The sequence below is a fragment of the Rhizobium sp. BE258 genome (assembly GCF_031457345.1).
Classification (GTDB): Bacteria; Pseudomonadota; Alphaproteobacteria; order Rhizobiales; family Rhizobiaceae; genus Rhizobium.
In genome coordinates this window covers 784,341-805,095 of sequence record NZ_JAVDWL010000001.1, presented here as the reverse complement: position 1 = coordinate 805,095, position 20,755 = coordinate 784,341, and the positions used below count along the sequence as shown (strand labels likewise).

Below are 20,755 nucleotides of genomic sequence, written 5' to 3'. Positions count from 1 at the left end.
GCCTTCTGCATTTCATTCAGATCGACCAGAGAGCGCCACCGTCGCAGGCAACCGCCTGGCCGGTGATGTAGCTTGCACGATCGGAGGCGAGGAAGGTCGCGAGGGCGGCGAATTCTTCCGGGCGGCCGATGCGGCCCATCGGGATCATCTTGCTGACCTTTTCAAGGTCGAGCTTCGCCTCGGCCAGCCGCTCCGTCATCGTGTAACCCGGCATCAGCGCATTGACGGTGATGCCGCTTGCGGCGAATTCACGGCTCAGCGTCTTCGTCAGACCATGCAACCCGGCGCGCAGCGCGTTCGAGATCGTGAAGTTGTTGATCGGCTCCTTGGCGGCGATCGATGTCACCAGAAGGATGCGGCCCCATTGGCGCTCGCGCATGCCCGGCATCGCCGCAGCGATGGCGTCGGTTGCGCTGACGAACAAGCCCTCGAAGGCGTTGCGCCAGTCGTCCGAACCGATGTTTTCGAAGGGCATGGTCGGCGGACCGCCGGTATTGACCACGAGAATATCGACCTTTCCGAGCTTGGCCGCAGCCTGCTCGACCACCTGCCGTCCGGCCGCGGGCTGCCGCAGATCGGCGGGCAGGGCGACGACCCCGAGACGCTCTGCTGCGTCATCCAGCCGGGCTGCATCGCGGGCGCAGATGGCAACCTTTGCACCTTCGGCAACGAGTTCCCTGGCAATCGCAAATCCGAGCCCTTTGGAAGCGCCCATGACGAGGGCAGACTTGCCGCTCAAACCAAAATCCATTTTACAGCCTTCCTATTACGTCATTCAAAATCGAAGCACGGTTGCCGGGGGTCACCTGCCGCTGACTTCGACGCTACCGATACCGGAAACGTCGAACCGGTAGCTGAATGGTCCCGACGGGAACCGCGTCGTGACGATGCTGCCGGTCATTACCAGATCACCCTTGCGCAAGATCCTGCCGCTGGCGGCAAGATGATTGGCGAGCCACGCCAAGGGCACATAGGGATGTCCGAGAACATCGGCACCCATGCCGCGGGCAATCTCTTCGCCGTTATGATAGGCGATGCCTTCTGCGCCATCGAGACCTTCAGGCGGCGGGGTGAATGTACCAACCACGATCCCGGCGTTCCAGGAATTGTCAGCGATCAGCGTTCCGCAATGCAGCACGCTATAATCGGCATGGCGGTCTTCCACCAGCTCGATCGCAGCCGCAACCGCATCGACAGCAGCGCCGGCGCTCTCGGGCGTGAACGGCGTGGCGCCCGGCAGCAAGTCCTGGCCGAGCCGTACGCAGATTTCGAACTCAAGGCCGAGATGGTGATAGTCGGAAAGCTTCAGCTGCGCTCCCGTCGATCTGACGCGGCTGGAGAAGATGGTGCCCTGGATCGGCTGATCGATACCGCACATCGCCTGCATGCGCTTCGATGTCAGGCCGATCTTGTAGCCCGCAGTCTCTTCGCCACCACGGATCGCCGCGATATAGGCGTCCTGCACCCGATAGGCATCTTCGAGGTCGTTTATCCCGTCGATCCTGTGAAACTTCGTGCTGCTGCGATGTTCGGCAACAAGCTGGCCGGCAATATCGGCGATCGTCTCTGTCAATAGTCATCCTCCCGTTATGAACGGACTGGCAATCACAATTTCCAAGGCAGTGCGCGCGCCTTCCGCGGCACACCGGAAGGAGACCGGCCCAGCTGTCCGTTTCGCTGCGCCGATTCGCCATGGCCCGCAAGCTTAGCGTGCCGGCTCTGATGGTGCCGAGTGAATTCTGAACATTCCTATGCATTCGCATCGCTGCCGGAGGCCGATGGGCCAAGCGATGCCGCCTCTATGCGATAAGCGGTTCAGCAGCCTCGTCAGCAGACAGGGCGCTGGCCGAAGCCAGCATCACGGCAGGGGCCGCACGGACAAACAGCGATGAGTGCGAATTGATGATCCGCCCGCTTTCAAGCTTCAGGAGCGGTCCGTCAATATCAACGACATTATCCGTGAAGCTGAGTTCGCCCCACCCGTCAGACGTCCCCTCGATCAGGACGAAGGAATACTTTTCACCAATATTGAACATCTACTCTCCCCAAAGCCGATATCGCTATATTTCCACTCTACTCTAATTGAGCATCAACTCATAATATCGGATTCAGACCGAATAATTCATCTGCACCCGGCTGCCCGTCTCGGAATGCTGCAGACGTTCCAGAGCAAGACTTCCTTTTCCGCAGCGATATTGAGAACCAGACATAGCCTGTCTGAGATCCTTACAGTCGGTTCCCGGCGCAATCATGCGGCGCCTCGCGGCTTAACGCCTTGCTGGTCAGTCAAAGCGGCCCTGATCTTGCCCGGCGATCTTCCGGTCGCGTCATCCGCGAAATTGCCGCATCTTCGATACCGAGATTGTGCTCGCGCTGATTGAACCATTCCTCCTCCAGTCGAAGGGAACCGACATGATAAACGCGATCAACAACGCCGTCGGCAGGCCGCTTGCTTACAGTGGTACCTCCACCGCATGGTTTTCCGCCACCAAGTCCGGTCCGGTGCAGACGGGGACTGCCGGAAACGACTCGATGTGGGGCGACAGCGCCGTCAACGTCACGATGAAGGGCGGAACCGGCGACGATGTCTACTATCTCTATTCGAACATCAATCGCGCCGCCGAGGGGGCAAATGCCGGCACCGACACCATCAACACCTGGATGGACTACACACTGCCGGATAATTTCGAGAACCTGACGGTCACCGGCAACGGCCGCTACGCCTTCGGCAACAATCAGGACAACATCATTTCAGGCGCGTCCGGCAGCCAGACGATCAACGGGGATGCCGGCAACGATGTGCTGATCGGCGGCGGCGGCGCCGACACGTTCGTCATCGATCGCGGCAATGGCAGCGATCTGATCACCGACTTCGGTTCCGACGATGTCGTCCGCCTGGACAGTTTCTCGTCGTTTGCCCAGCTGCTGTCGCACGCCACACAGGACGGCAGCAATGTCCGGCTCGACATCGGCGGCGGTGAGAGCCTGGTGTTCGCCAATACCCAGATGTCGGCACTGAAGGCGAACCAGTTCCAGCTGACCCTCGATCGATCACAACTCGCCCTCACCTTCGAGGACAATTTCGACACGCTGTCGCTGCGCAATGGCGATAAGGGAACCTGGGATGCGAAATTCTGGTGGGCGGCTGATCGCGGCAGTCCGCTGACCGGCAACGGCGAGCAGCAATGGTATGTCAACCCGTCCTACGGGCCGACGGCGTCAGCCAATCCGTTTTCGGTCAAGAATGGGGTTCTGACGATAACGGCCAAGCCGGCCCCGGCAGCGCTTCAGCAGCAGATCGACGGTTACGACTATACGTCGGGCCTGCTCAACACGCATTCGTCCTTCTCCCAGACCTACGGCTACTTCGAGATCCGCGCCGACATGCCGTCGGAGCAAGGGGCGTGGCCGGCATTCTGGCTTCTGCCCGAAGACGGCTCGTGGCCGCCCGAACTCGATGTCGTCGAGATGCGCGGACAGGATCCCAACACCGTCAATGTCACCGTCCACAGCGATCACGGCGGCTCCCACCTGATCGACACGACACCGGTGAAGGTCGCCAGCACGGAAGGTTTCCACACCTACGGCATGAAGTGGGACGAGGATCATATCACCTGGTATTTCGACGACGTTGCCGTTGCCCAGAAGGCAACGCCCGCCGATATGCACAGCCCGATGTACATGCTGACCAATCTTGCCATCGGCGGCGCCGCCGGTTCGCCCAAGGACGGCCTCAAGAACGGATCGCAGATGTCGATCGACTATATCAGAGCCTATCAGCTGGCCGACGCCTCGGCTCAGCCGGACAGCGATCAGGAACGGACGATCGACTGGACGCTGTAGCTCTAGACGACCGTCTCGCCGCCATCGACGACGAGGATCTGGCCGGTCATGTAGGATGACCGGTCGGAGACCAGAAAGAGGATCGGTTCGGCGATTTCGGAGACATCCGCCCAGCGGCCGAGCGGCACCTTGTCGGCGATGTAGCTTTCGATCGCGCCGCGGCCGCCCATCTGGGCGATGAAGGGCTCGTTGAAGGGCGTATCGACCCAGCCCGGGCAGAGCGCGTTGACACGAACGCCCGATCTGGCGTAGTCGCCCGCCATCTGCCGGGTCATGGCGATGACGGCGTGTTTCGTGGTTGTGTAGGCGATCATTTCGCGGTCGTAGAGCACGCCCGATGAGGACGAGGTGTTGAGGATCACGCCTTTACCCGCCTGTTTCATGACGGGCATCACAAAACGCGCTGCCATGAAATGCGCCCGGACATTGAGGCTCCAGGATTTGTCGAAGCCCTCGACAGCAACCTCTTCCAGATCGCCCGCCACCTGCGCGCCGGCATGATTGTGGAGAATGTCGATCCGCCCGTGACGGGCGGCGATCGCCGAGATGCCGGTTTCCAGCGCCCGGTCGTCGGTAACGTCGACAACCAGGCTTTCCGCGCTTCCACCGGCGTCAGCGATCTGGGTGACGGTCTCTTCGGCATTGATGAAATCGATGTCGGCGACGACGACATGGGCGCCCTCGCGCGCCATGATCAGCGCTCCCGCCCGGCCGATGCCGGAGCCCGCGCCGGTGACGATTGCAACGCGATCCTTGAGTATCATGACATTTCCCCGGTCAGTTTGTTGTTGCCTTTTCGCGCATCAGGAAGCGCGCGATCAGGATGAGAATGAGCGAGGCGATCAATACAATCGTCGCGATCGCATTGATTTCAGGCGTCACGCCACGGCGGATCGAGGCGAAGACATAGATCGGCAGCGTCGTGTTCGAGCCGGCGACGAAGAAGGCGATGATGAAATCGTCGAAGGAGAAGGTGAAGGCGAGCAGGAAACCTGCCAGCACCGACGGCATGATCTGTGGCAGCACGATCTGCCGGAAGGTCGTCAGCGGCGTTGCGTAGAGATCGCTCGATGCCTCGACAATGTCGCGGCCAAGGCTGGCGATGCGCGCCTTCACGATCATCGTCACCAGCGCCATGGTGAAAAGCCCATGTGCGGCGATGATCGAGCCGTAGCCGAGTGCCAGCTTCGGCGGCTGAGCGCCCGGCCAGATTGCCGCGATCACCGGATTGATGAAGCCGAAGACCTCGACCAGTGCGACCAGCGTGGCAATGCCGATGACGACGCCGGGAACGACGATCGCCGCGGCGAACAGGCCGTCGAAGACAGCGCGCGCCCGCGGCCCGAGCCGCTCCATGCCCATTGCCGCCATCGTCCCGAAAATCGCCGCCAGCGCAGCGCTGGTGAAGGCGATGATCAGGCTGTTTTGCAACGCTTCCATCAGGAAGGTGTTGGAGAGCGCCCGGCCATACCACTCGGTCGAGAAGCCGACGAACTCGCTGGCATTGCGGCCGGAGTTGAAGGAGAACAGCACGACCAGCGCGATCGGCGTGTAGAGAAACAGGTAAACGAAAGTGACGAGCGCGCGCATCAGACGAGATCCACCTGACGGGTGCCGGCGACACGCCAGGCGATGCGCATGGCGACCAGCAGAATGACGACGACGACGGCGACCAGCGTCACGGCGATCGCCGAGCCGAACGGCCAGTTGCGCGATTGCAGGAAGAGATCGACAAGCGCATTGCCGATGAAGAACACCTTGCCGCCGCCGAGAAGCTGGGGGATCAGGTATTCGCCAAGCAGCAGGATCGTTACCAGCGCGACACCGGTCATCACACCCGGAAGAGACAGCGGCAGGGTAATGCCGAAGAAGGTCGAGACCGGCTTGGCGCCCAGATCGGCGGAGGCTTCGAGAAGCCGCCGGTCGAGCTTTTCGAGGCTGACATAGATCGGCATGATCATCAGCGGCAGATAGCCATAGACGATACCGAGCAGCACAGCGCCGGGGGTGTTGATCAGCCTGACATTCTCGATGCCGAAGATTTCGAGCAAATGCGGAATACCGCGGGCACCCAGCAGATACATCCAAGCATAGGTGCGCACCAGCAGGCTCGTCCAGAAGGGAACGACGACGAGCGAAACCAGCAGCAGCCGGCGTTTCGGGCTGGCCTTCACGGCGAGATAATAGGCGACCGGATAGGCAACCAGCAGGCAGGCCGCCGCACCAATCGGCGCCAGGATCAGCGTGTTGACGAAGGCCGCCGATCGCGAGCCCAAATTGGCGAACTGCGCGAAGGTGAACGCCGCCTGATAGCCGCCTTCGGGTGCCCGCTCGCCGAAGGCGAAGACGATGATGGCGATGAAGGGCAGCACCAGAAACACGAACAGCCAGATGCTGGCCGGCCCGACAAGGGCGGCAGTGACAAGGCGCCGTTTTGTGGCAAGGGTCAGGGGCATCGAAACGTTCTTTATCCGGCGGTTCTGAGCACTAGACCGGTCCCTGACTGCCGAGGCAGCCGGGACCGGAATTGCATGACGGCAGGTTAGGCAGACTTGAAGCGTGCCATCAGCTCGGCACGGCCCGGATCGGTCAGCGTCACGGCGGCGCCGAATTCGAGCGGTGTCAGTGCGGCTTCATCCGGATAGACGATCTTGTTCGAGGTGACTTCCTTCGGCAGCAGCGCGATAACGCGGCTGTCGGTGGTCGGCGCGCCGTTGGCGATATGCTCCTTCACCGCATTCTGCGGATCCATCAGGTAGTTGAGCAGCGCGTAGCCGGCAGCCTTGTTCGGCGCATCCTTCGGGATCGCGTAATAGTCGGTCCAGATCTCGCCGCCATCGGTGCCGAGCACATAGGCAAGCTCCGGCATATCGCGGTTCAGCTGCGCGCCGTCATTCGTCCAGCACATCGTCAGCCACGCATCGGTGGAGCGCATCGACGGCTGGTAGTCGGAATTGATGGCGAAGAGATGCGGCTTGACCTTGATCAGCAGTTCCTCGGCCTTGGCAAGTTCATCGGGCTTGATCGAATTGAAGCCGTAGCCGAGCGAGACGAGCGCGCTGCCGATCGTCGTCAGCTGGTAGTCGTGCACCATGGTGCGGCCGTCGCCTTCGGTCTGGGCGATCTCGAAGAAATCCTTCCAGCTCGAGAGCTTCGTCTTGATCTTCGAGGTGTTGACCGAGAAGCCGGTCGTGCCCCAGTTCTTCGGCACAGCATATGTCTTGCCGTCGATCTGGCCTTCCTTGGTGAAGCGCGGGCTTTCAGTCGCCTGGCTGAAATTCGGGATCTTCGAGAGATCCAGCTCGTCGATCAGGCCGAGCTTGTGATGGGTCGAGATCGTATAATTGGTCGGCACGAACAGCGACCAGCCGGAAGCGCCGGCCTGCAGCTTGGCGAGCATCTCTTCGTTCGAGCCGAAGACGTTGACTTCGACGGCGACGCCGGTCGCGGCCTTGAAGTTTTCGAAGGTCGCAGGATCATGGTAGTTCGGCCAAGTGGCGATCGACATCTGCGTGCCCAGATCCTCGGCGGCATAGGCGGGCGTCGACAGCGCGCCCGGGAAGCGCGACATCACCGCCGTTGCCAGACCGAGGCCGGTGATGCCGAGGAAATGGCGGCGGCTGACGGAGCCGCGCTTCAGGCGCATGAATTCGTCCATGAAGCCTTCGGCGGAGATGGGGAGATTGTCCTTGTAATCCTTGCTCATGATGCTGTTCCCTTGTTTTGGTTTATGCATTCGATGCTGGAAAGACATGTATTGCTGACGGGTCGAAGCAGAGGAAAACCGCTTCGCCAGGCTCGACCAGATCACTCTCGCTCATGCTGCGGCGGTCGGCGGTGATCAGGAAATCGCCGAGGCCCGGCACGTTCACCGCATATTCCGCCGACGAGCCCAGGAAGATGCGATGCGTGACCGTGCCCTTGAACGATGAACCCGAAGCCGGCTGGCTGCGTGTCATGCGGATCGCTTCCGGGCGCAGGGCGGCAATCACCTCTCCCGGCGACAGCCGCTTGCTCGACGAAACGGCGGAACCATCTGCCAGGCGAAGCGTCACCCCGTCGGCTTCCATGGTCGCAGCAATCCGGTTCGTCTTGCCGACGAAATCGGCGACGAAGAGATCGGCCGGGCGGTCATAGACCTCCTGCGGCGTTCCGAGCTGGCGGATACGCCCGGCACTCATGACGCAGACGGCATCGGCCATCGACAGCGCCTCTTCCTGGTCATGGGTGACGAGCACGAAGGTGATGCCGAGTTCGCGCTGCAGCGTTTGCAGCTCGATCTGCATAGCCGAGCGCAGTTTCTTGTCGAGCGCCGCCAGCGGCTCATCCAGCAGCAGGACGGATGGTCGATTGACGATGGCGCGCGCCAGCGCCACGCGCTGCTGCTGGCCGCCCGACATTTCATGGATCCGCCGTTTGGCGAAACCGTCCAGACGAACCATTTCCAGCGCCTCGGCGGCTCGCCGGTTGATTTCTGCAGCGCCGATTTTCGGGCGCATCTGCCGCAGGCCGTAGGCGACATTCTGCTCGACGTTGAAATGCGGAAACAGCGCGTAGTGCTGGAACACCATGTTGACGGGGCGGCGATAGGCGGGAACGCCGTTCATCTCGCACCCGTCGATCAGCACCGTGCCCTCGCTCGGCTGCTCGAAGCCGCCGATCATGCGCAGGCATGTGGTCTTGCCACAGCCCGAAGGGCCGAGCAGCGCCAGAAACGCGCCCTTGGGCACATTGAGATTGATGTCCGTCACGGCGGTCACCGCGCCATAATTCTTGGTGACCGAACGGAATTCGATATCGTTCGTCGAAGCGGATGCCACGTCTGTTCCCTGCGGTTGGTTTGGAATTGGCAGTCTATCGCCGCCTTATTGCCACCGTCGTTAAGGAAAGAGTAAGCCTGAGCTTCCCGCACGGTATATACCCCGAGAGAGGTATTTTAGCGCACGATGCTTCGTGGAAGGTGTATATAGGGCCACGCGGAATGGCGTGGGGCGGAAGAGGGAGCCCGTCAGATGAGCACCGACCTGGAAGCGCTGTTTGGTGCATTCAACGCCACGATCGGCTGTCCGAAGATGACTGATGCCGAATTCGGCGAGACCTTCCGTCAGATGATGGCGGCGCTGGTGCGCTTCGACTACGTGGTCGTTTTCGCCTATCGCGGCAAGGAACGGCCGATCGACCTCTACAGCACCTTCGACCCGGAAGAGAACGTCGTCTTCGTCACTCTCTACCAGGCGGGACCATACCTGCTCGACCCGTTCTATCATACCGCCCGCGAGCGCCGCGAAGGCGTGCTCCGAATGCGGGAACTGGCGCCCGACCGGTTCTTCTCCAGCGAATATTACCGCACCTACTACGTTCAGACCGGGCTTGCGGAAGAGGTGGGCTTTTTCATCAACACCGATGAAGAGATCACCGTCGTTCTTTCGCTGATGCGGAGGGAAAAGACCGGACCGTTTCCGGCGGCCGAATTCGCCACGCTGAAGAAGGTCGAGCCGCTGGTGGCCAGCATGGTCCGCCACTATTGGGCCGGGCTGGCGCCGCGTTTCGACGCGCAATTGACCGCCGGCAGCAAAAGCCGCCGGAAGCAGGGCCAGAGCGGCAATCTTCCCGCCGCCGACACTGTCTGGCGGGACCTCAACCTGACGGGTCGCGAAACCGCGATCGTCGATTTGGTGCTGCAGGGCCATTCGTCCGAGTCGATCGGGCTGAAGCTCAACATTTCGACCGGCACCGTGAAGGTCCACCGCCGCAACGTCTACCGCAAGCTCGGCATCTCCTCGCAGACGCAGCTTTTGTCGATCTATTTCAACAACCTGCTATCGTCAGGATAGCGGGCCGCCGTGGCTGATTAGAGACACCGGATGGGATTGAAGCGGCGCCAGGGCCATCCGGGTACAACGGTTCCTTGCTATCCCCCGCCGGGTCGTGCAACCAACCCAGCCGAACGCATGAGACAAGCAGCATAAGGTTGGGGGATCAGAGATGCGCATAGAGCCGCAACAGCGCATTTACATATGCTTCTTTCTATTTGCGGTATCGATGGGCGCGCTACTGTCGCGGCTTCCCGATCTCCAGGTGTCGCTCGGGATCAACAAATCCGAGCTTGGGCTGACACTGATCGGCGCAGCCGTCGGCGCGCTGATCTCGCTGACCTTCTCGTCGCCGCTGATCATGAAGCTCGGCGCCCGGAATACCGCCTTCGCCACCGTTCTCGGAACCTCTCTGATGATCGCGCTCGTTCCCTGGCTCGGCTATGCGCCACTGGTGTTCTGTGTGCTGTTTTGCGAGGGACTGCTCGCCGGTGCGCTTGAAATCAACCTGAACGTCGAGATCGACCGTATCGAGGCGCAGCTCGGCCGCGGCGTGATGAATCGCGCTCATGGCTTCTGGAGCCTCGGCTTTTTCGTCACGGCGCTGGCATCGTCATTCATCCGGCAGGCGGGCATCTCAATCCAACTGCATCTGGCCGTAACCTTCGCCATCGTCGTGGTGGCCGGAACGATCGCCATCAGGGGAATGCAGAATGCCTCCGCCCCCGCGCCTTCTCAGACGGAAGGCGCCCATATGGCGTTGCCGACATTGGGGATGCTGCCGCTTTGTGTCATCGGCGTCGGCGCCTTCCTCGTCGAAGGTGCCGGGATCGACTGGTCGGCGATCTATATGCGCGACGTCTTTGCGGTCGAGCCTTTCGTCGGCGGAATGGGTCTCACGCTCTTTGCATTCTTCATGGCGCTGGTCCGGCTTTTCGCCGACCGCTTCGTCGACCGCTATGGCTCGCGGATCGTGGCGCTGGTCTCGCTTGCTCTTGCGGCGATCGGCATCGCCTGCGTCTGGCTGGCGCCGGTCCCGGAGATCGCGCTTGCCGGTTTTGCCATGATGGGCGCAGGATGCAGCGCAGTCTATCCGCTGGCGGTTTCCGCCGCCGCGCAGCGTGATGACCGCAGTGCGCATGTCAACGTGGCCGCCCTCGCCCAGATGTCTTTCGTCGTCTTCTTCCTGGCACCGCCACTGCTTGGTTTCGTGGCTGAGCATGCCGGTATCCGCATGTCCTATCTCGTCTGCCTGCCGATCATCCTTGCGGCTCTCTTCTCCACCCGGGCGCTTGCCCCGAAACGCATCGCCATGGACGCGGAAAAGCAAAGGGCGGCGGAATAGGACAGGCTTTAGACGCCGCTTATCCCCATATTGACCTGACGTCTCGACCACCGGCGGCAATCGCAAGCAGGCTTTGCACGCGGCGCGTTCATGCGCGCGAAAAAGCCCGTTTTTCCTTCATGGTTGCATAAGAGGTTGCGGATATTGTTCCCGCAAAATGAGCGAGAACACGGCAATGACAGAGCAAGCGGCACCCTCTCCGGCAGAGATCGTCATCCCCTCTGATGACGCGCGCGACCTTCAAAAAATGATCGATCTCCTGCGCGTCCAGCACGCCAATCTCGCCGAACGCTACGAGTGGCTGGAGGCGATGATCAATCATGTGCCCGATTTCATCTACGCGAAGGATCTGCAGGGCCGCTTTCTGTTCGCCAACCGGGCGGTAGTCGCCAACAACGGCTTCGCCAAGGTCGACGACCTCATCGGCCTGACGGATGGCGAGATCCATCTCGAAGCTGATGCGCATGGCATCGACGAAACGGAACAGCGGGTCATGGAAACCGGCCGGCCCGATCTCGGAGTCGAGGAGCCTCGCTTGAAGGGCGAAGGCTGGCTGATGATGTCACGCGTCGCGTTGCGCGACCGGACCGGCGCGGTGATCGGCGTCGTCGGCGCCTCACGCGACATCACCGCGCGCAAGCGCGCAGAAGAGCTGATGGCAGCGCAGACGAAGCTGCTCCACGATGTCGCCCGCGGCGTTGAACTCAATTCGCTTCTGAAGGATGCCGGGCAAATCCTCGAACGGCTTCTGCCCGGCCGCGCCGCCGGCTTCGACCTGGACGGCCCGGCGCGAAGCCACATCGAAGCGCCGCGGAAGGACTTTTCGATCAACTGCCGCGACGGCAGCCGGCAGGGCGCGCTTGCCGTGTCGCTGCAGCCGGGCGAGATCGATGCCGGGCTTGCCGAATTCCTGACAGGCGTGGCGCAGACCATCGGCATCGCGATCGACCGGAACCGCGACATCGCCCGGATCGCCTATCTGGCCGAACACGACGCGCTGACCGGCCTTCCGAACCGGACGCTGCTCGACCGCAAACTCGGCACGCTATTGGCTGCCAGGACCCGCGCGGTGGCGGTTGCCTTTCTCGACCTCGATCATTTCAAGCTCGTCAATGACAGCCTCGGCCATGCCGCCGGCGACGAGCTTCTCAAGGTCGTGGCTTCGCGCATCCTCAGTGAAATCGGCGAAAGCGGCATCGTCTCGCGGATCGGCGGCGATGAGTTCATCATCGTGCTTGAGGCCGGGATCGACGACGCGCTGAACCGTCTGCAGGCAATCTCGGCGCATATCGCCCGCCCCTGCAGTATCGACGGCGTCGATATGCAGGTGACCTGCAGCGTCGGCGTCGCCTCCTCGCAGGCCCATGGTTCGATCGCCGGAGAACTGATCGCCAATGCCGACATGGCGCTCTATCGCGTCAAGGCAGCCGGCCGCAACGGCATACAGATGTTTACCCCGTCGATGGCCGAGGAAGCCCGCCACAAGCTGCTGCGGATCGAGGAGCTTCGCCGGGCGCTGGCACAGGACGAATTCGTGCTGCATTTCCAGCCGCAGAAGGACATCGCGACCGGAAGAATTTCCGGCGTCGAGGCTTTGGTCCGATGGCAGCATCCACAGGCGGGCCTGCTTGCGCCGGCGGAGTTCATCCCGCTTGCTGAAGAAACCGGGCTCATCGTCGAACTCGGCGAAGTGGTGCTCGGCAAAGCCTGCAGGCAGATGCGCGCCTGGCTCGACCAGGGCATTCCGGCCATTCGTGTTGCGGTGAATGTCTCGGCGCGGCAGTTCCGCGAGCCGTCGCTCTGTGACAAGGTTTCGGCCGCCCTCTCGGCTGCGGGGCTCGACCCCGCGCTGCTCGAACTTGAGGTCACCGAGAGCCTGATCATGGAGGATGTCGAAGGTGCGATATCGCGCATGCTGGAGCTGAAGGCACTCGGCGTCAGTCTTTCCATCGACGATTTCGGCACCGGCTATTCCAGCCTCAGCACGCTGAAGCTATTCCCGTTATCCCGGCTGAAGATCGACCGGTCTTTCATCGCCGATATTCCCGGCCAGTCGGGCGACATGGCGATCACCGCGGCGATCGTCGCGCTCGGGCAGACGCTCGATCTGGAAGTGATTGCCGAGGGCGTCGAGACCGAAGAGCAGGCGCGCTTCCTGGCGGAGACGGGATGCGAGATGTTCCAGGGCTATCTTTTCGCCAAGCCGCTACCGGCAGCCGAGATCGCCGGCATGCTGCAAGCCAACAGCCTCTCAGCATCCGCATAGCGATACGGCGTCATCCGCCGCTCTGCACGAGGCCCACGATCGGGCCAAACCCGCCATGCCACGAGAAGTCGTTCATCCCGAGCGCCGGCTGATAGATGCCGGTGCCATGACCGCCATCCAGGAATAACGCATTCGGGCACCCCAACTCGTCGCGAAACAGACGGGCGAAATCGTGGAAATTGACGTCGCCATCGCTGATGGCGAAGCGAACGATCCCGCTGCCGCAGACCCCCACCCCGCTCCGCCGCGTCCGGTCCGTCGATCCGGGAATCAATGCAGGATGCAGCTTGCCTTCGATGACCAGCATCGGTCCGGATTGCGTCGCGAATGCCGCCTTGAGGCGGCGTTTCAGAAATTCGTCGGTCGTCAGGATCTCTGCACCGTTATCGCCAAGCAGGAAGACACCGTTGGGCTTCTTGTAGAAATTCGGCACCTTGCCCGGAGAGCCCTTGATCTCGGTGGTGTCGGCAGGACGGAGTTCCGCGCCGTGCTCGATATAAAGACCAATCGGCGTGAAATCGTCTCGGTACATGCCGGCATTCATCGCGAAGACAAGGACCTGCCCGTCCTCCTTCAGCGCATCCGCCAGATTCGAGAATGTTCGAAACGGCTGCCCGTCGGCGCCCCTCCAGAATAGCCTGAGGTCATCTTTTCCCGGCGTGACAGAGCAGACGATATAGCCTGAATTTTCAAAGACCTTCCGCTCGCAAACTTGTGCAGGCGCAGGCTGCGCCGCGGCACTTCCCGCGGCAGAAACCAATGCGGCCCAGAGCAATGCGGCCCAACGATCGATTTTCAAAGCAGCTCCGTGACGTCAGAGAGGAGGGTTAGACCTCCATAGCACACCGTTCCACGATCACCGCATTCAGCAAGAGAATATACCTCGTCTGACCGCTCGATTGGGCTGAAAGCATTTTCAATAATTGCGCGATCGGGCGATTATGGTGTTGCCGATGAACATGAAGGCCAGTCCTCCCGGTCTTTCGTCGGCGGTTCCCCTCTGGAGGTTTTTTGAACTCTCCAAATTTGGGCCATCGGTTGATGGCCCATTTTTTTGGCCACGGCTTGAATGTTACTCCGCTGCAACCGCTGCAACAGCGATCCGCGCCAGTTCCAGCGCCGCTTCGCGGGTTGCTGCAGCGGCGATGAAACGGCCTTTGTGGCAGAAGCTTGCGCCCGCCACACCGGAGGCGCGTTCCAGATCGCCGCCGCTCAGGCCCGCCCATTCCAGCGGCAGATCGGCCCGCAGTTCAAATCCTTCATCGCCTCGGCGAATGCCCGTAACGCACCAGTCATTGTCGCGCGGATGGACGACGAACAGCAGATGCTCGGCCTTCGCCTTCACGATCGCCGGCCGGAACGGCATGCCCATCGGCAGCTCCAGCACCTTGTTATCACCGGCCGCAACGATCGCGTCGAGAACCATGGCCTCAGCCCGCAGCTTGGCATCCTGCACGGCGATGCCCGCCTCGACGAAGCGGCGGGCGATCGCCAGCGCCGAATGGAACGCCTGATCGGTGGCATCGGCACCCTTCGCGTCGAACGGCGGCTTCAGCGTTTCCAGCAGTGCCGGAAGCGTCAGCCCGGCCAACTCTCCGGCAACGGACGGGTCGAGCGCGCCGTTATCGACCAGATCCACAGGCAGCACGAACTTCTTGTCGAAGGCCGCATGCACCCGCGCGACATGCGCCTCCGGCACACCGGCCGCCGCCAGATAATCGGCGCCGTAGTGCTTCCAGATCAGTCCGAAGGAGCTGTAGGGCCGACCGTCTTCACGCACCGGCGCGCCGCGCTGGTGATGGTCGAAGATGGTGTTTTCGGGTTCGTAGCGTCCACCGACGTCATAGATGATGCGGCCCGCAGCCGGCGCTATCCATTCGGCATCTCGCGTCCGGATCAGCTTGGCAGCGGGAAATAGCTGCGTTAGCACCACGCTCGACAGCAGCTCATCGGCATGGAAGCCGCCGGAATGGGTCACCAGAAATTCAATTTTCACTTCAAGGTCTTTCTAGACGGGGAGATCGCGATCGAGCGAATAGCCGCGATCGATGAATATCTCAAGACGCAGGCGCCGATGCTTCGCGGACTATGGCTTTGTGGGCCGCGCTTTCCTACATATTCATCAGCAGCAGGGAGCGGAAACGTGGTCGACAAGATTTCCAGGGTTTCAGCGACGGCAGCGACCGCGGCAACACAGATCCAGCACAGTACTTCCGTCGCGGAGCCCGATGTCGCCTGGGCCGCCGATCGCCAGGCGGCAATCGACGAGGCGCTGCATCGCCGCCATGGATCCGGCGGCCACCGGCCCTCGCCCGCCGAAGAGACGGAAGAGGATGGCGGCAACGCCAGCCGCCACCTGGATCTTCACGCGACAGAGCAAAGCGCCACAGGTGATGAGTCCGATGAGGAACGTCTTTCCGGCGAGAGCGAGCGCATAGGCACCGGCAATCTGGATGAGGATGTGCCCTTCGGCGATCACGCGGGCTATATCTAGGACAGCGCTGGTCAGACCAGCGATTTGCGCCTGAGATAATTGCCCTGGCCCATTTTACCCGTTGTTGCAGCGCCATCGACGATGGTCTTTCCGCGCAGCAGAACGCGCACCGGCCAGCCGGTGACATCAAGCCCCTCATAGGGCGTGTAGTCGGCGCCGTGATGCAGGATGTCGTTGGTGATCGTCATCGTCTTCTGCGGATCCCAGAGCGCGATATCGGCGTCCGAACCGATGGCGATCGTCCCCTTCTGCGGATAGAGCCCATACTGCTTGGCATGATTGGTCGATGACAGCGCGACGAAGCGGTTGATGTCGATCCTTTTCTTGCTGACACCTTCGGAAAACAGGATCGGAAGCCGCGTCTCGACGCCGGGTATCCCGTTCGGGATCCAGCGGAAATTCCGCTTTCCCCTCTCGTTCAGCTTGCCGCTGTCGTCATCATAGCGGAATGGGCAGTGGTCGGACGAGAACAGCTCGAACGTGCCGTTCTGCAAGCCTTCCCAACAGGCAATCTGGCTCTCCTTATCCCTTGGCGGCGGCGAGCAGACGAATTTCGCGCCCTCAAGTTCGGCGGCATCGAGATCGTCGGCTGTCAGCAGCAGGTATTGCGGGCAGGTTTCGCCCGCCACCTTGCTGCCGCGCTTGCGGGCGCGCTCGATCTCTTCCATCGCCTGACGGTTCGAAACGTGGACGATGACCACAGGCGTATCGGTGATTTCGGCAAGCGATAGCGCCCGATGCGTCGCTTCCCGCTCGGCCGCGACCGGCCTGCTCAGCGCATGGAATTTCGGTGCAAGCTCGCCTTTCTCCTCGTGCCTGCCGATCAGATAGCGGATCGCGTCTTCATTCTCGCAGTGAACCATGACGATCGCGCCCGAACGCCGGGCACTGTCCAGCGTATCGAGAATCTGGTCGTCGCGAAGACGCAGGTTCTCGTAGGTCATGAAGACCTTGATGGAGGTGTAGCCGTCCTCTACCAGTGCCGGCAGCTCCTGGCCGAGCACGTAGGAAGTCGGGTCGGTGACCACCAGATGGAAGGACACGTCGACATAGCACTCGCCGTCGGCCTTTGCATGGTAGTCCTTCAGGGATTCGCGCAGCGTCGTTCCCTTCTCCTGCATGCAGAAGGTCAGCACGGTCGTGTTGCCGCCAAAGGCTGCAGACAGCGTGCCGCTGGCGAAATCGTCGGCCATGACGATACTGTCGCCGGACGGCTGGGCGAGATGGACATGGCTGTCGATACCGCCGGGCATGACATAGAGGCCGGTGGCATCGATGATCTCGCCAGCATCACCAAGATCGTCAGCGAGCGCCGCAATCTTGCCATTGCGGATACCGACATCGCTTCGAAACGTGTCGCTGGCCGTGACGACCGTGCCGTTCTTGATGATCGTGTCGAACTGCATCTAGGCGGCACCCCTGTTTTGAAGCGCACCGTTGCTGCCGAGTATCTGGTCGAGCGCAGCGGTCAGGCGATCGACTTCCTCGATCGTGTTGTAATGGACCATCGAGACGCGGACGGCGCCGTTATATTGCGGCAGGCCGACATGATCACCCAGCCGGCGCGCATGGAAATCGCCGAAACGGATGGCGATCTTGTAAGCGTCCATCGCCTTGCAGATATCCTCTGAATTCTGCCCCTCGAAGACGAAGCTGATCGTCGGAATACGGCGGCCGTTGCGGTTCGCGGTCTCGCCGATGATGCGGCAATCGTTGCGGCTGCGCAGATAGGAAAGCAGGCGCTCGGTCAGGGCATTTTCCTGGATGGTGATCGCCTCGAAGGCCGCAAGGATCAGCTCGCGCGGCGAACCTGATCCGCCCGACCTGGTGCCGAGTTCGCAGAGGTAATCGACGATCCCGGTCACCGAATAGGCAAGTTCATAGTTCGGATTGCCGGGTTCCAGCTTTCCCGGAACCTTATCGCGGCCATAGAAGAAATGGTAAAGCGGATCGAGCTCCAGAAGGTGATCGTATTTCCCGTACATCATCGCGTAATGCGGGCCGTAAGTCTTGTAGAAGCTGAAGACGTAGTAATCGACATCCATGGCCTGAACATCGACGGCACGGTGCGGCGCATAGGCGACGGCATCGACACAAATGCGCGCGCCATGCGCATGCGCAACGGCTGCGATCTCGGCGATCGGATTGATGGCGCCCAGAATATTCGACACATGGGTGACGCAGACGAGCTTGGTCTTCTCCGTCAGAAGCGGCTTTAGCTCGGCGATATCGAGTTCATAGGTCGTCGTATCCAGCGGCCAGAACTTGATGACGATGCCCATGTCGCGCAGACCGTCCCAGGGTCCGATATTCGATTCGTGATCCGAGATCGTCACGATGATCTCGTCGCCCGCCGATAGCTGGCTGCGCATGGCGCGGGCGAGGTTTTGCAGCAAAACGGTGGTCGAGCTGCCGAAAATGATCTCTTCCGGCCGCGCCGCATTGACGAGATGCGTCGCCGCAATACGGCTGTCCATCAGCGCCTTGGCCGCCTGTTGCGAGACATCATAGCTGCCGCCGATCTGCACGTTCTTATCATAAAGGAACGTGGTGATCCGATCGACCGTGCGCGTCAGGATCTGCGAGCCGCCGGCATTGTCGAAAAACACCCAGCCGTGATCCAGTCCCGGGAATTGGCTCCGGACGAAATCGATGTCGAGTTGGCGTTGCGTTTCCATGGGGTCCTCCGGAACCTTGTCTTTCTTGTCAGTGATTGAGAACGGCGCGCAGGAAGCTCCTGGTACGTTCTTCCTGCGGGTTGTCGAAAATCTCGGCTGGCGTTCCGGCTTCTACGATGCGGCCGCTGTCCATGAAGATGACGCGGTCGGCGACCTGGCGGGCAAAGCCCATCTCATGGGTGACGACGATCATCGTCACGCCGGTGCCGGCGAGCTTGCGCATGACATCCAGAACTTCGCCGACCATTTCCGGGTCGAGCGCCGATGTCGGTTCGTCGAAGAGCAGCACGCGCGGTTCCATGGCCAGTGCCCGGGCGATCGCCACGCGCTGCTGCTGGCCGCCGGACAGCTGCTCGGGATATTTTTCGGCCTGTTCGGTGATACCGACGCGGGCCAGAAGCTCTTTCGCCTTTCGTGCGGCTTCGCCCTGCGGCGTGCCGCGCACCCGCATTGGCGCGATCATGATGTTCTTCAGCACGCTCAGATGCGGAAACAGATTGAACGACTGGAAGACCATGCCGACTTCGGCCCGCACCTGCGCCAGGTTCCTGCCGCGCTCGACCTTGATGCCATCCACTTCGATACGGCTTTCGCTGGGGAAGCTCTCGAGGTGATTGATGCAGCGGATCAGCGTGGATTTGCCGGAACCGGACGGGCCGATGACGCAGACCACTTCCCCTTCGGCAATCGCCAGGTCGATGCCGTGCAGCACCTGGAAGTCGCCATAGGACTTGTTGAGATTCTGGATGCTGACGATGGTTTTCATCTGCGCCTCCCCGCACTGAAGCGTTTTTCGAGACGGGCAACGATGACGACCATCGGCCACAGGAAGGCGACGTAGATGATGGCAGCGCCGATCAGCGGCGACGGGTTGGCGGTCAGCGCCTGGGCCTGGGTCGCCTGCTTGAGAAGATCGGGCATCGCCACGACGGATGCGAGCGCCGTATCCTTCATGACGTTGATGCAATTGTTGGTGAGCGGCGGAATGACGATCTTGATCGCCTGCGGCAGGATGATCTCCGCCATCATGTGCCGATAGGAGAGGCCAAGTGCTTCCGAAGCCTCGAACTGCCCGCGCGGGATGGCCTCGATCCCGGCACGAAAGATCTCGGCCGTATAGGCGGTCGAGACCAGCGTCAGCGCGCTGACCGCGGAAAGGAACGGCGAAAGCCGGATGCCGACGAATGGCAGGGCATAGTAGATGACGATCAAGAGAACGAGCAGCGGGATCGAACGGAAGATGTCGATATAGATCTTGGCAATCGCCTGCACCACCGGATGGCCGTAGAGCCGCAGCAGCGCAAGGACGAGGCCGCCGATCAGGCCGCCGACGATGCTGACGACGCCGAGTTCAAGCGTGATCCAGAGGCCTGACAGCAGAAGCGGAAACGATCGCTCCAGCACCGCCAGATTGAAGAAGGTCGTGAATATATCCATTGAGGCACCGGTCAGTCGTTACGGGGCGGATGACGGGCGAACCCGCCATCCGTAACCTGGACCATCCGGTCTTATTTTGCGGCAGGCATGTCGGCGACCTTGACGGTCGAGGTCGTGTCCTCGGCCTTGGCGCCGAACCAGGTCTCATGCAGCTTGGCGATGAAGCCTTCGCCCTTCAGCGTGGTGATCACGTCGTTGACCTGCTTGGCAAGCGGATCGCCCTTGTTGAACATGATCGAGTATTTTTCGCCGGTCGGAATGCGCTCGACGACTTTGATCTCCGGCTTGTCCTTGACGTAATACTGCAGCGCCGGGATATCGCTGATATAGCCGTCGATGCGGCCGGCGGCCAGATCGAGCATGGCAGGCTGCAGGCCCTCGAAGCGGCGGATTTCGCCGAGACCGTATTTGGCCGTGTTGTTGGTGGCCCACATGTCGCCGGTCGAGCCGGTATCGACGCCGACGATCTTGCCGCTCATGCCCTTCAGGTCCTTGATGCCACTTGCGGCCATCACGGTCAGCGACTGGTCGCTATCATAATAGGGCTGGGCGAAGCTGACGGATTCCAGGCGCTTTTCAGTGATGGTGATCGACGAGACGGCCATGTTGATACGGCCGGACTGTACGGCCGAAAACAGACCGTTGAACGGGATGTTGACGAATTCGACTGACTTGTTGAGGCGCTTGGCAACCTCGGTGACGAGATCAACCTCGAAACCGACTGTCTTGCCGGTCTCGTCCTGGAACTCCCACGGGACGTTGCCGATATTGGCGCCGACGGCGAGATCGGCTGCATGGGCGGCCACTCCGGCGAATGCCAGAACGCCCGAGAGCAAGGCTGTTTTCAGAATTGAAAAACGACGCATTTAGGTTCCCCTT

The 20,755-nt window shown here is 61.4% G+C and carries 20 protein-coding genes; 5 read left to right on the top strand and 15 right to left on the bottom strand.

Going from position 1 to position 20,755, the window contains the following annotated elements; translation table 11 throughout:
• Positions 1-16 precede the first annotated feature (16 nt).
• From J2X43_RS03745 to J2X43_RS03735, 3 genes are all read right to left on the bottom strand, one after another.
• Complete coding sequence (locus tag J2X43_RS03745; protein WP_112388547.1) at positions 17-751, bottom strand: SDR family oxidoreductase; 735 nt, start codon at positions 749-751, stop codon at positions 17-19.
• Positions 752-802: 51 nt separating this feature from the next.
• Entirely contained in the window at positions 803-1,573 is a 771-nt protein-coding gene (locus tag J2X43_RS03740; protein WP_112388548.1) for a 2-keto-4-pentenoate hydratase, read from the bottom strand.
• Positions 1,574-1,799: 226 nt separating this feature from the next.
• On the bottom strand, positions 1,800-2,036 hold the full coding sequence (locus J2X43_RS03735) for a hypothetical protein (protein ID WP_112388549.1): 237 nt from the start codon (positions 2,034-2,036) through the stop codon (positions 1,800-1,802).
• Between the two features lie 376 nt (positions 2,037-2,412).
• Here J2X43_RS03735 and J2X43_RS03730 point away from each other — a divergent pair, with 376 nt between their 5' ends.
• On the top strand, positions 2,413-3,843 hold the full coding sequence (locus J2X43_RS03730; RefSeq protein WP_112389013.1) for a family 16 glycosylhydrolase: 1,431 nt from the start codon (positions 2,413-2,415) through the stop codon (positions 3,841-3,843).
• A gap of 2 nt (positions 3,844-3,845) precedes the next feature.
• On the opposite strand, the gene J2X43_RS03725 is transcribed toward J2X43_RS03730, so the two are convergent.
• The 5 genes from J2X43_RS03725 to J2X43_RS03705 all read right to left on the bottom strand — a co-directional run bounded on the left by J2X43_RS03725 (position 3,846) and on the right by J2X43_RS03705 (position 8,663).
• On the bottom strand, positions 3,846-4,607 hold the full coding sequence (locus J2X43_RS03725) for an SDR family NAD(P)-dependent oxidoreductase (protein ID WP_112388550.1): 762 nt from the start codon (positions 4,605-4,607) through the stop codon (positions 3,846-3,848).
• 13 nt (positions 4,608-4,620) lie between these two features.
• Positions 4,621-5,433, bottom strand: coding sequence for an ABC transporter permease (locus tag J2X43_RS03720; RefSeq protein WP_112388551.1), 813 nt, complete (start codon positions 5,431-5,433; stop codon positions 4,621-4,623).
• Positions 5,433-6,299 carry an ABC transporter permease gene (locus J2X43_RS03715; protein ID WP_112388552.1) on the bottom strand — a complete coding sequence of 289 codons (867 nt, stop codon included), beginning with the start codon at positions 6,297-6,299 and terminating at the stop codon, positions 5,433-5,435. The genes J2X43_RS03720 and J2X43_RS03715 overlap by 1 nt, the downstream gene beginning before the upstream one ends.
• 86 nt (positions 6,300-6,385) lie before the next feature.
• Entirely contained in the window at positions 6,386-7,549 is a 1,164-nt protein-coding gene (locus J2X43_RS03710) for a spermidine/putrescine ABC transporter substrate-binding protein (protein WP_112388553.1), read from the bottom strand.
• A 22-nt stretch (positions 7,550-7,571) separates the two neighbouring features.
• Positions 7,572-8,663 (bottom strand): ABC transporter ATP-binding protein, encoded by a 1,092-nt coding sequence (locus J2X43_RS03705; RefSeq protein ID WP_112388554.1) that lies wholly within the window; start codon positions 8,661-8,663, stop codon positions 7,572-7,574.
• A 192-nt stretch (positions 8,664-8,855) separates the two neighbouring features.
• On the opposite strand from J2X43_RS03705, the gene J2X43_RS03700 reads away from it, so the two are divergent.
• The 3 genes from J2X43_RS03700 (at position 8,856) to J2X43_RS03690 (ending at position 13,267) form a co-directional block, all read left to right on the top strand.
• Complete coding sequence (locus J2X43_RS03700) at positions 8,856-9,677, top strand: helix-turn-helix transcriptional regulator (protein ID WP_112388555.1); 822 nt, start codon at positions 8,856-8,858, stop codon at positions 9,675-9,677.
• A 151-nt stretch (positions 9,678-9,828) separates the two neighbouring features.
• Positions 9,829-11,001: an MFS transporter gene (locus J2X43_RS03695; RefSeq protein ID WP_112388556.1), complete on the top strand. Its 1,173-nt coding sequence runs from the start codon at positions 9,829-9,831 to the stop codon at positions 10,999-11,001.
• A gap of 175 nt (positions 11,002-11,176) precedes the next feature.
• Positions 11,177-13,267 carry an EAL domain-containing protein gene (locus J2X43_RS03690; protein WP_310290917.1) on the top strand — a complete coding sequence of 697 codons (2,091 nt, stop codon included), beginning with the start codon at positions 11,177-11,179 and terminating at the stop codon, positions 13,265-13,267.
• 10 nt (positions 13,268-13,277) lie between these two features.
• On the opposite strand, the gene J2X43_RS03685 is transcribed toward J2X43_RS03690, so the two are convergent.
• Both J2X43_RS03685 and J2X43_RS03680 read right to left on the bottom strand, forming a co-directional pair.
• Complete coding sequence (locus J2X43_RS03685) at positions 13,278-14,060, bottom strand: phosphodiester glycosidase family protein (RefSeq protein WP_112389015.1); 783 nt, start codon at positions 14,058-14,060, stop codon at positions 13,278-13,280.
• Positions 14,061-14,339: 279 nt separating this feature from the next.
• Positions 14,340-15,263 carry an MYG1 family protein gene (locus J2X43_RS03680; protein WP_112388557.1) on the bottom strand — a complete coding sequence of 308 codons (924 nt, stop codon included), beginning with the start codon at positions 15,261-15,263 and terminating at the stop codon, positions 14,340-14,342.
• Between the two features lie 147 nt (positions 15,264-15,410).
• Here J2X43_RS03680 and J2X43_RS03675 point away from each other — a divergent pair, with 147 nt between their 5' ends.
• A complete protein-coding gene (locus J2X43_RS03675; protein WP_112388558.1) occupies positions 15,411-15,761 on the top strand; it encodes a hypothetical protein in 351 nt (116 codons plus the stop codon).
• A gap of 11 nt (positions 15,762-15,772) precedes the next feature.
• On the opposite strand, the gene hydA is transcribed toward J2X43_RS03675, so the two are convergent.
• The 5 genes from hydA to J2X43_RS03650 all read right to left on the bottom strand — a co-directional run bounded on the left by hydA (position 15,773) and on the right by J2X43_RS03650 (position 20,742).
• The gene (gene hydA, locus J2X43_RS03670; protein WP_112388559.1) at positions 15,773-17,167 is read right to left on the bottom strand and encodes a dihydropyrimidinase; all 1,395 of its coding nucleotides are present in this window, start codon (positions 17,165-17,167) and stop codon (positions 15,773-15,775) included.
• Positions 17,168-18,439 carry a cysteine desulfurase-like protein gene (locus J2X43_RS03665; RefSeq protein ID WP_112388560.1) on the bottom strand — a complete coding sequence of 424 codons (1,272 nt, stop codon included), beginning with the start codon at positions 18,437-18,439 and terminating at the stop codon, positions 17,168-17,170. It lies immediately after the preceding gene.
• Positions 18,440-18,467: 28 nt separating this feature from the next.
• Positions 18,468-19,205 (bottom strand): amino acid ABC transporter ATP-binding protein, encoded by a 738-nt coding sequence (locus J2X43_RS03660; protein WP_112388561.1) that lies wholly within the window; start codon positions 19,203-19,205, stop codon positions 18,468-18,470.
• A complete protein-coding gene (locus J2X43_RS03655; protein ID WP_112388562.1) occupies positions 19,202-19,876 on the bottom strand; it encodes an amino acid ABC transporter permease in 675 nt (224 codons plus the stop codon). The genes J2X43_RS03660 and J2X43_RS03655 overlap by 4 nt, the downstream gene beginning before the upstream one ends.
• Positions 19,877-19,947: 71 nt before the next feature.
• A complete protein-coding gene (locus tag J2X43_RS03650; RefSeq protein ID WP_112388563.1) occupies positions 19,948-20,742 on the bottom strand; it encodes a transporter substrate-binding domain-containing protein in 795 nt (264 codons plus the stop codon).
• Positions 20,743-20,755: the final 13 nt, after the last annotated feature.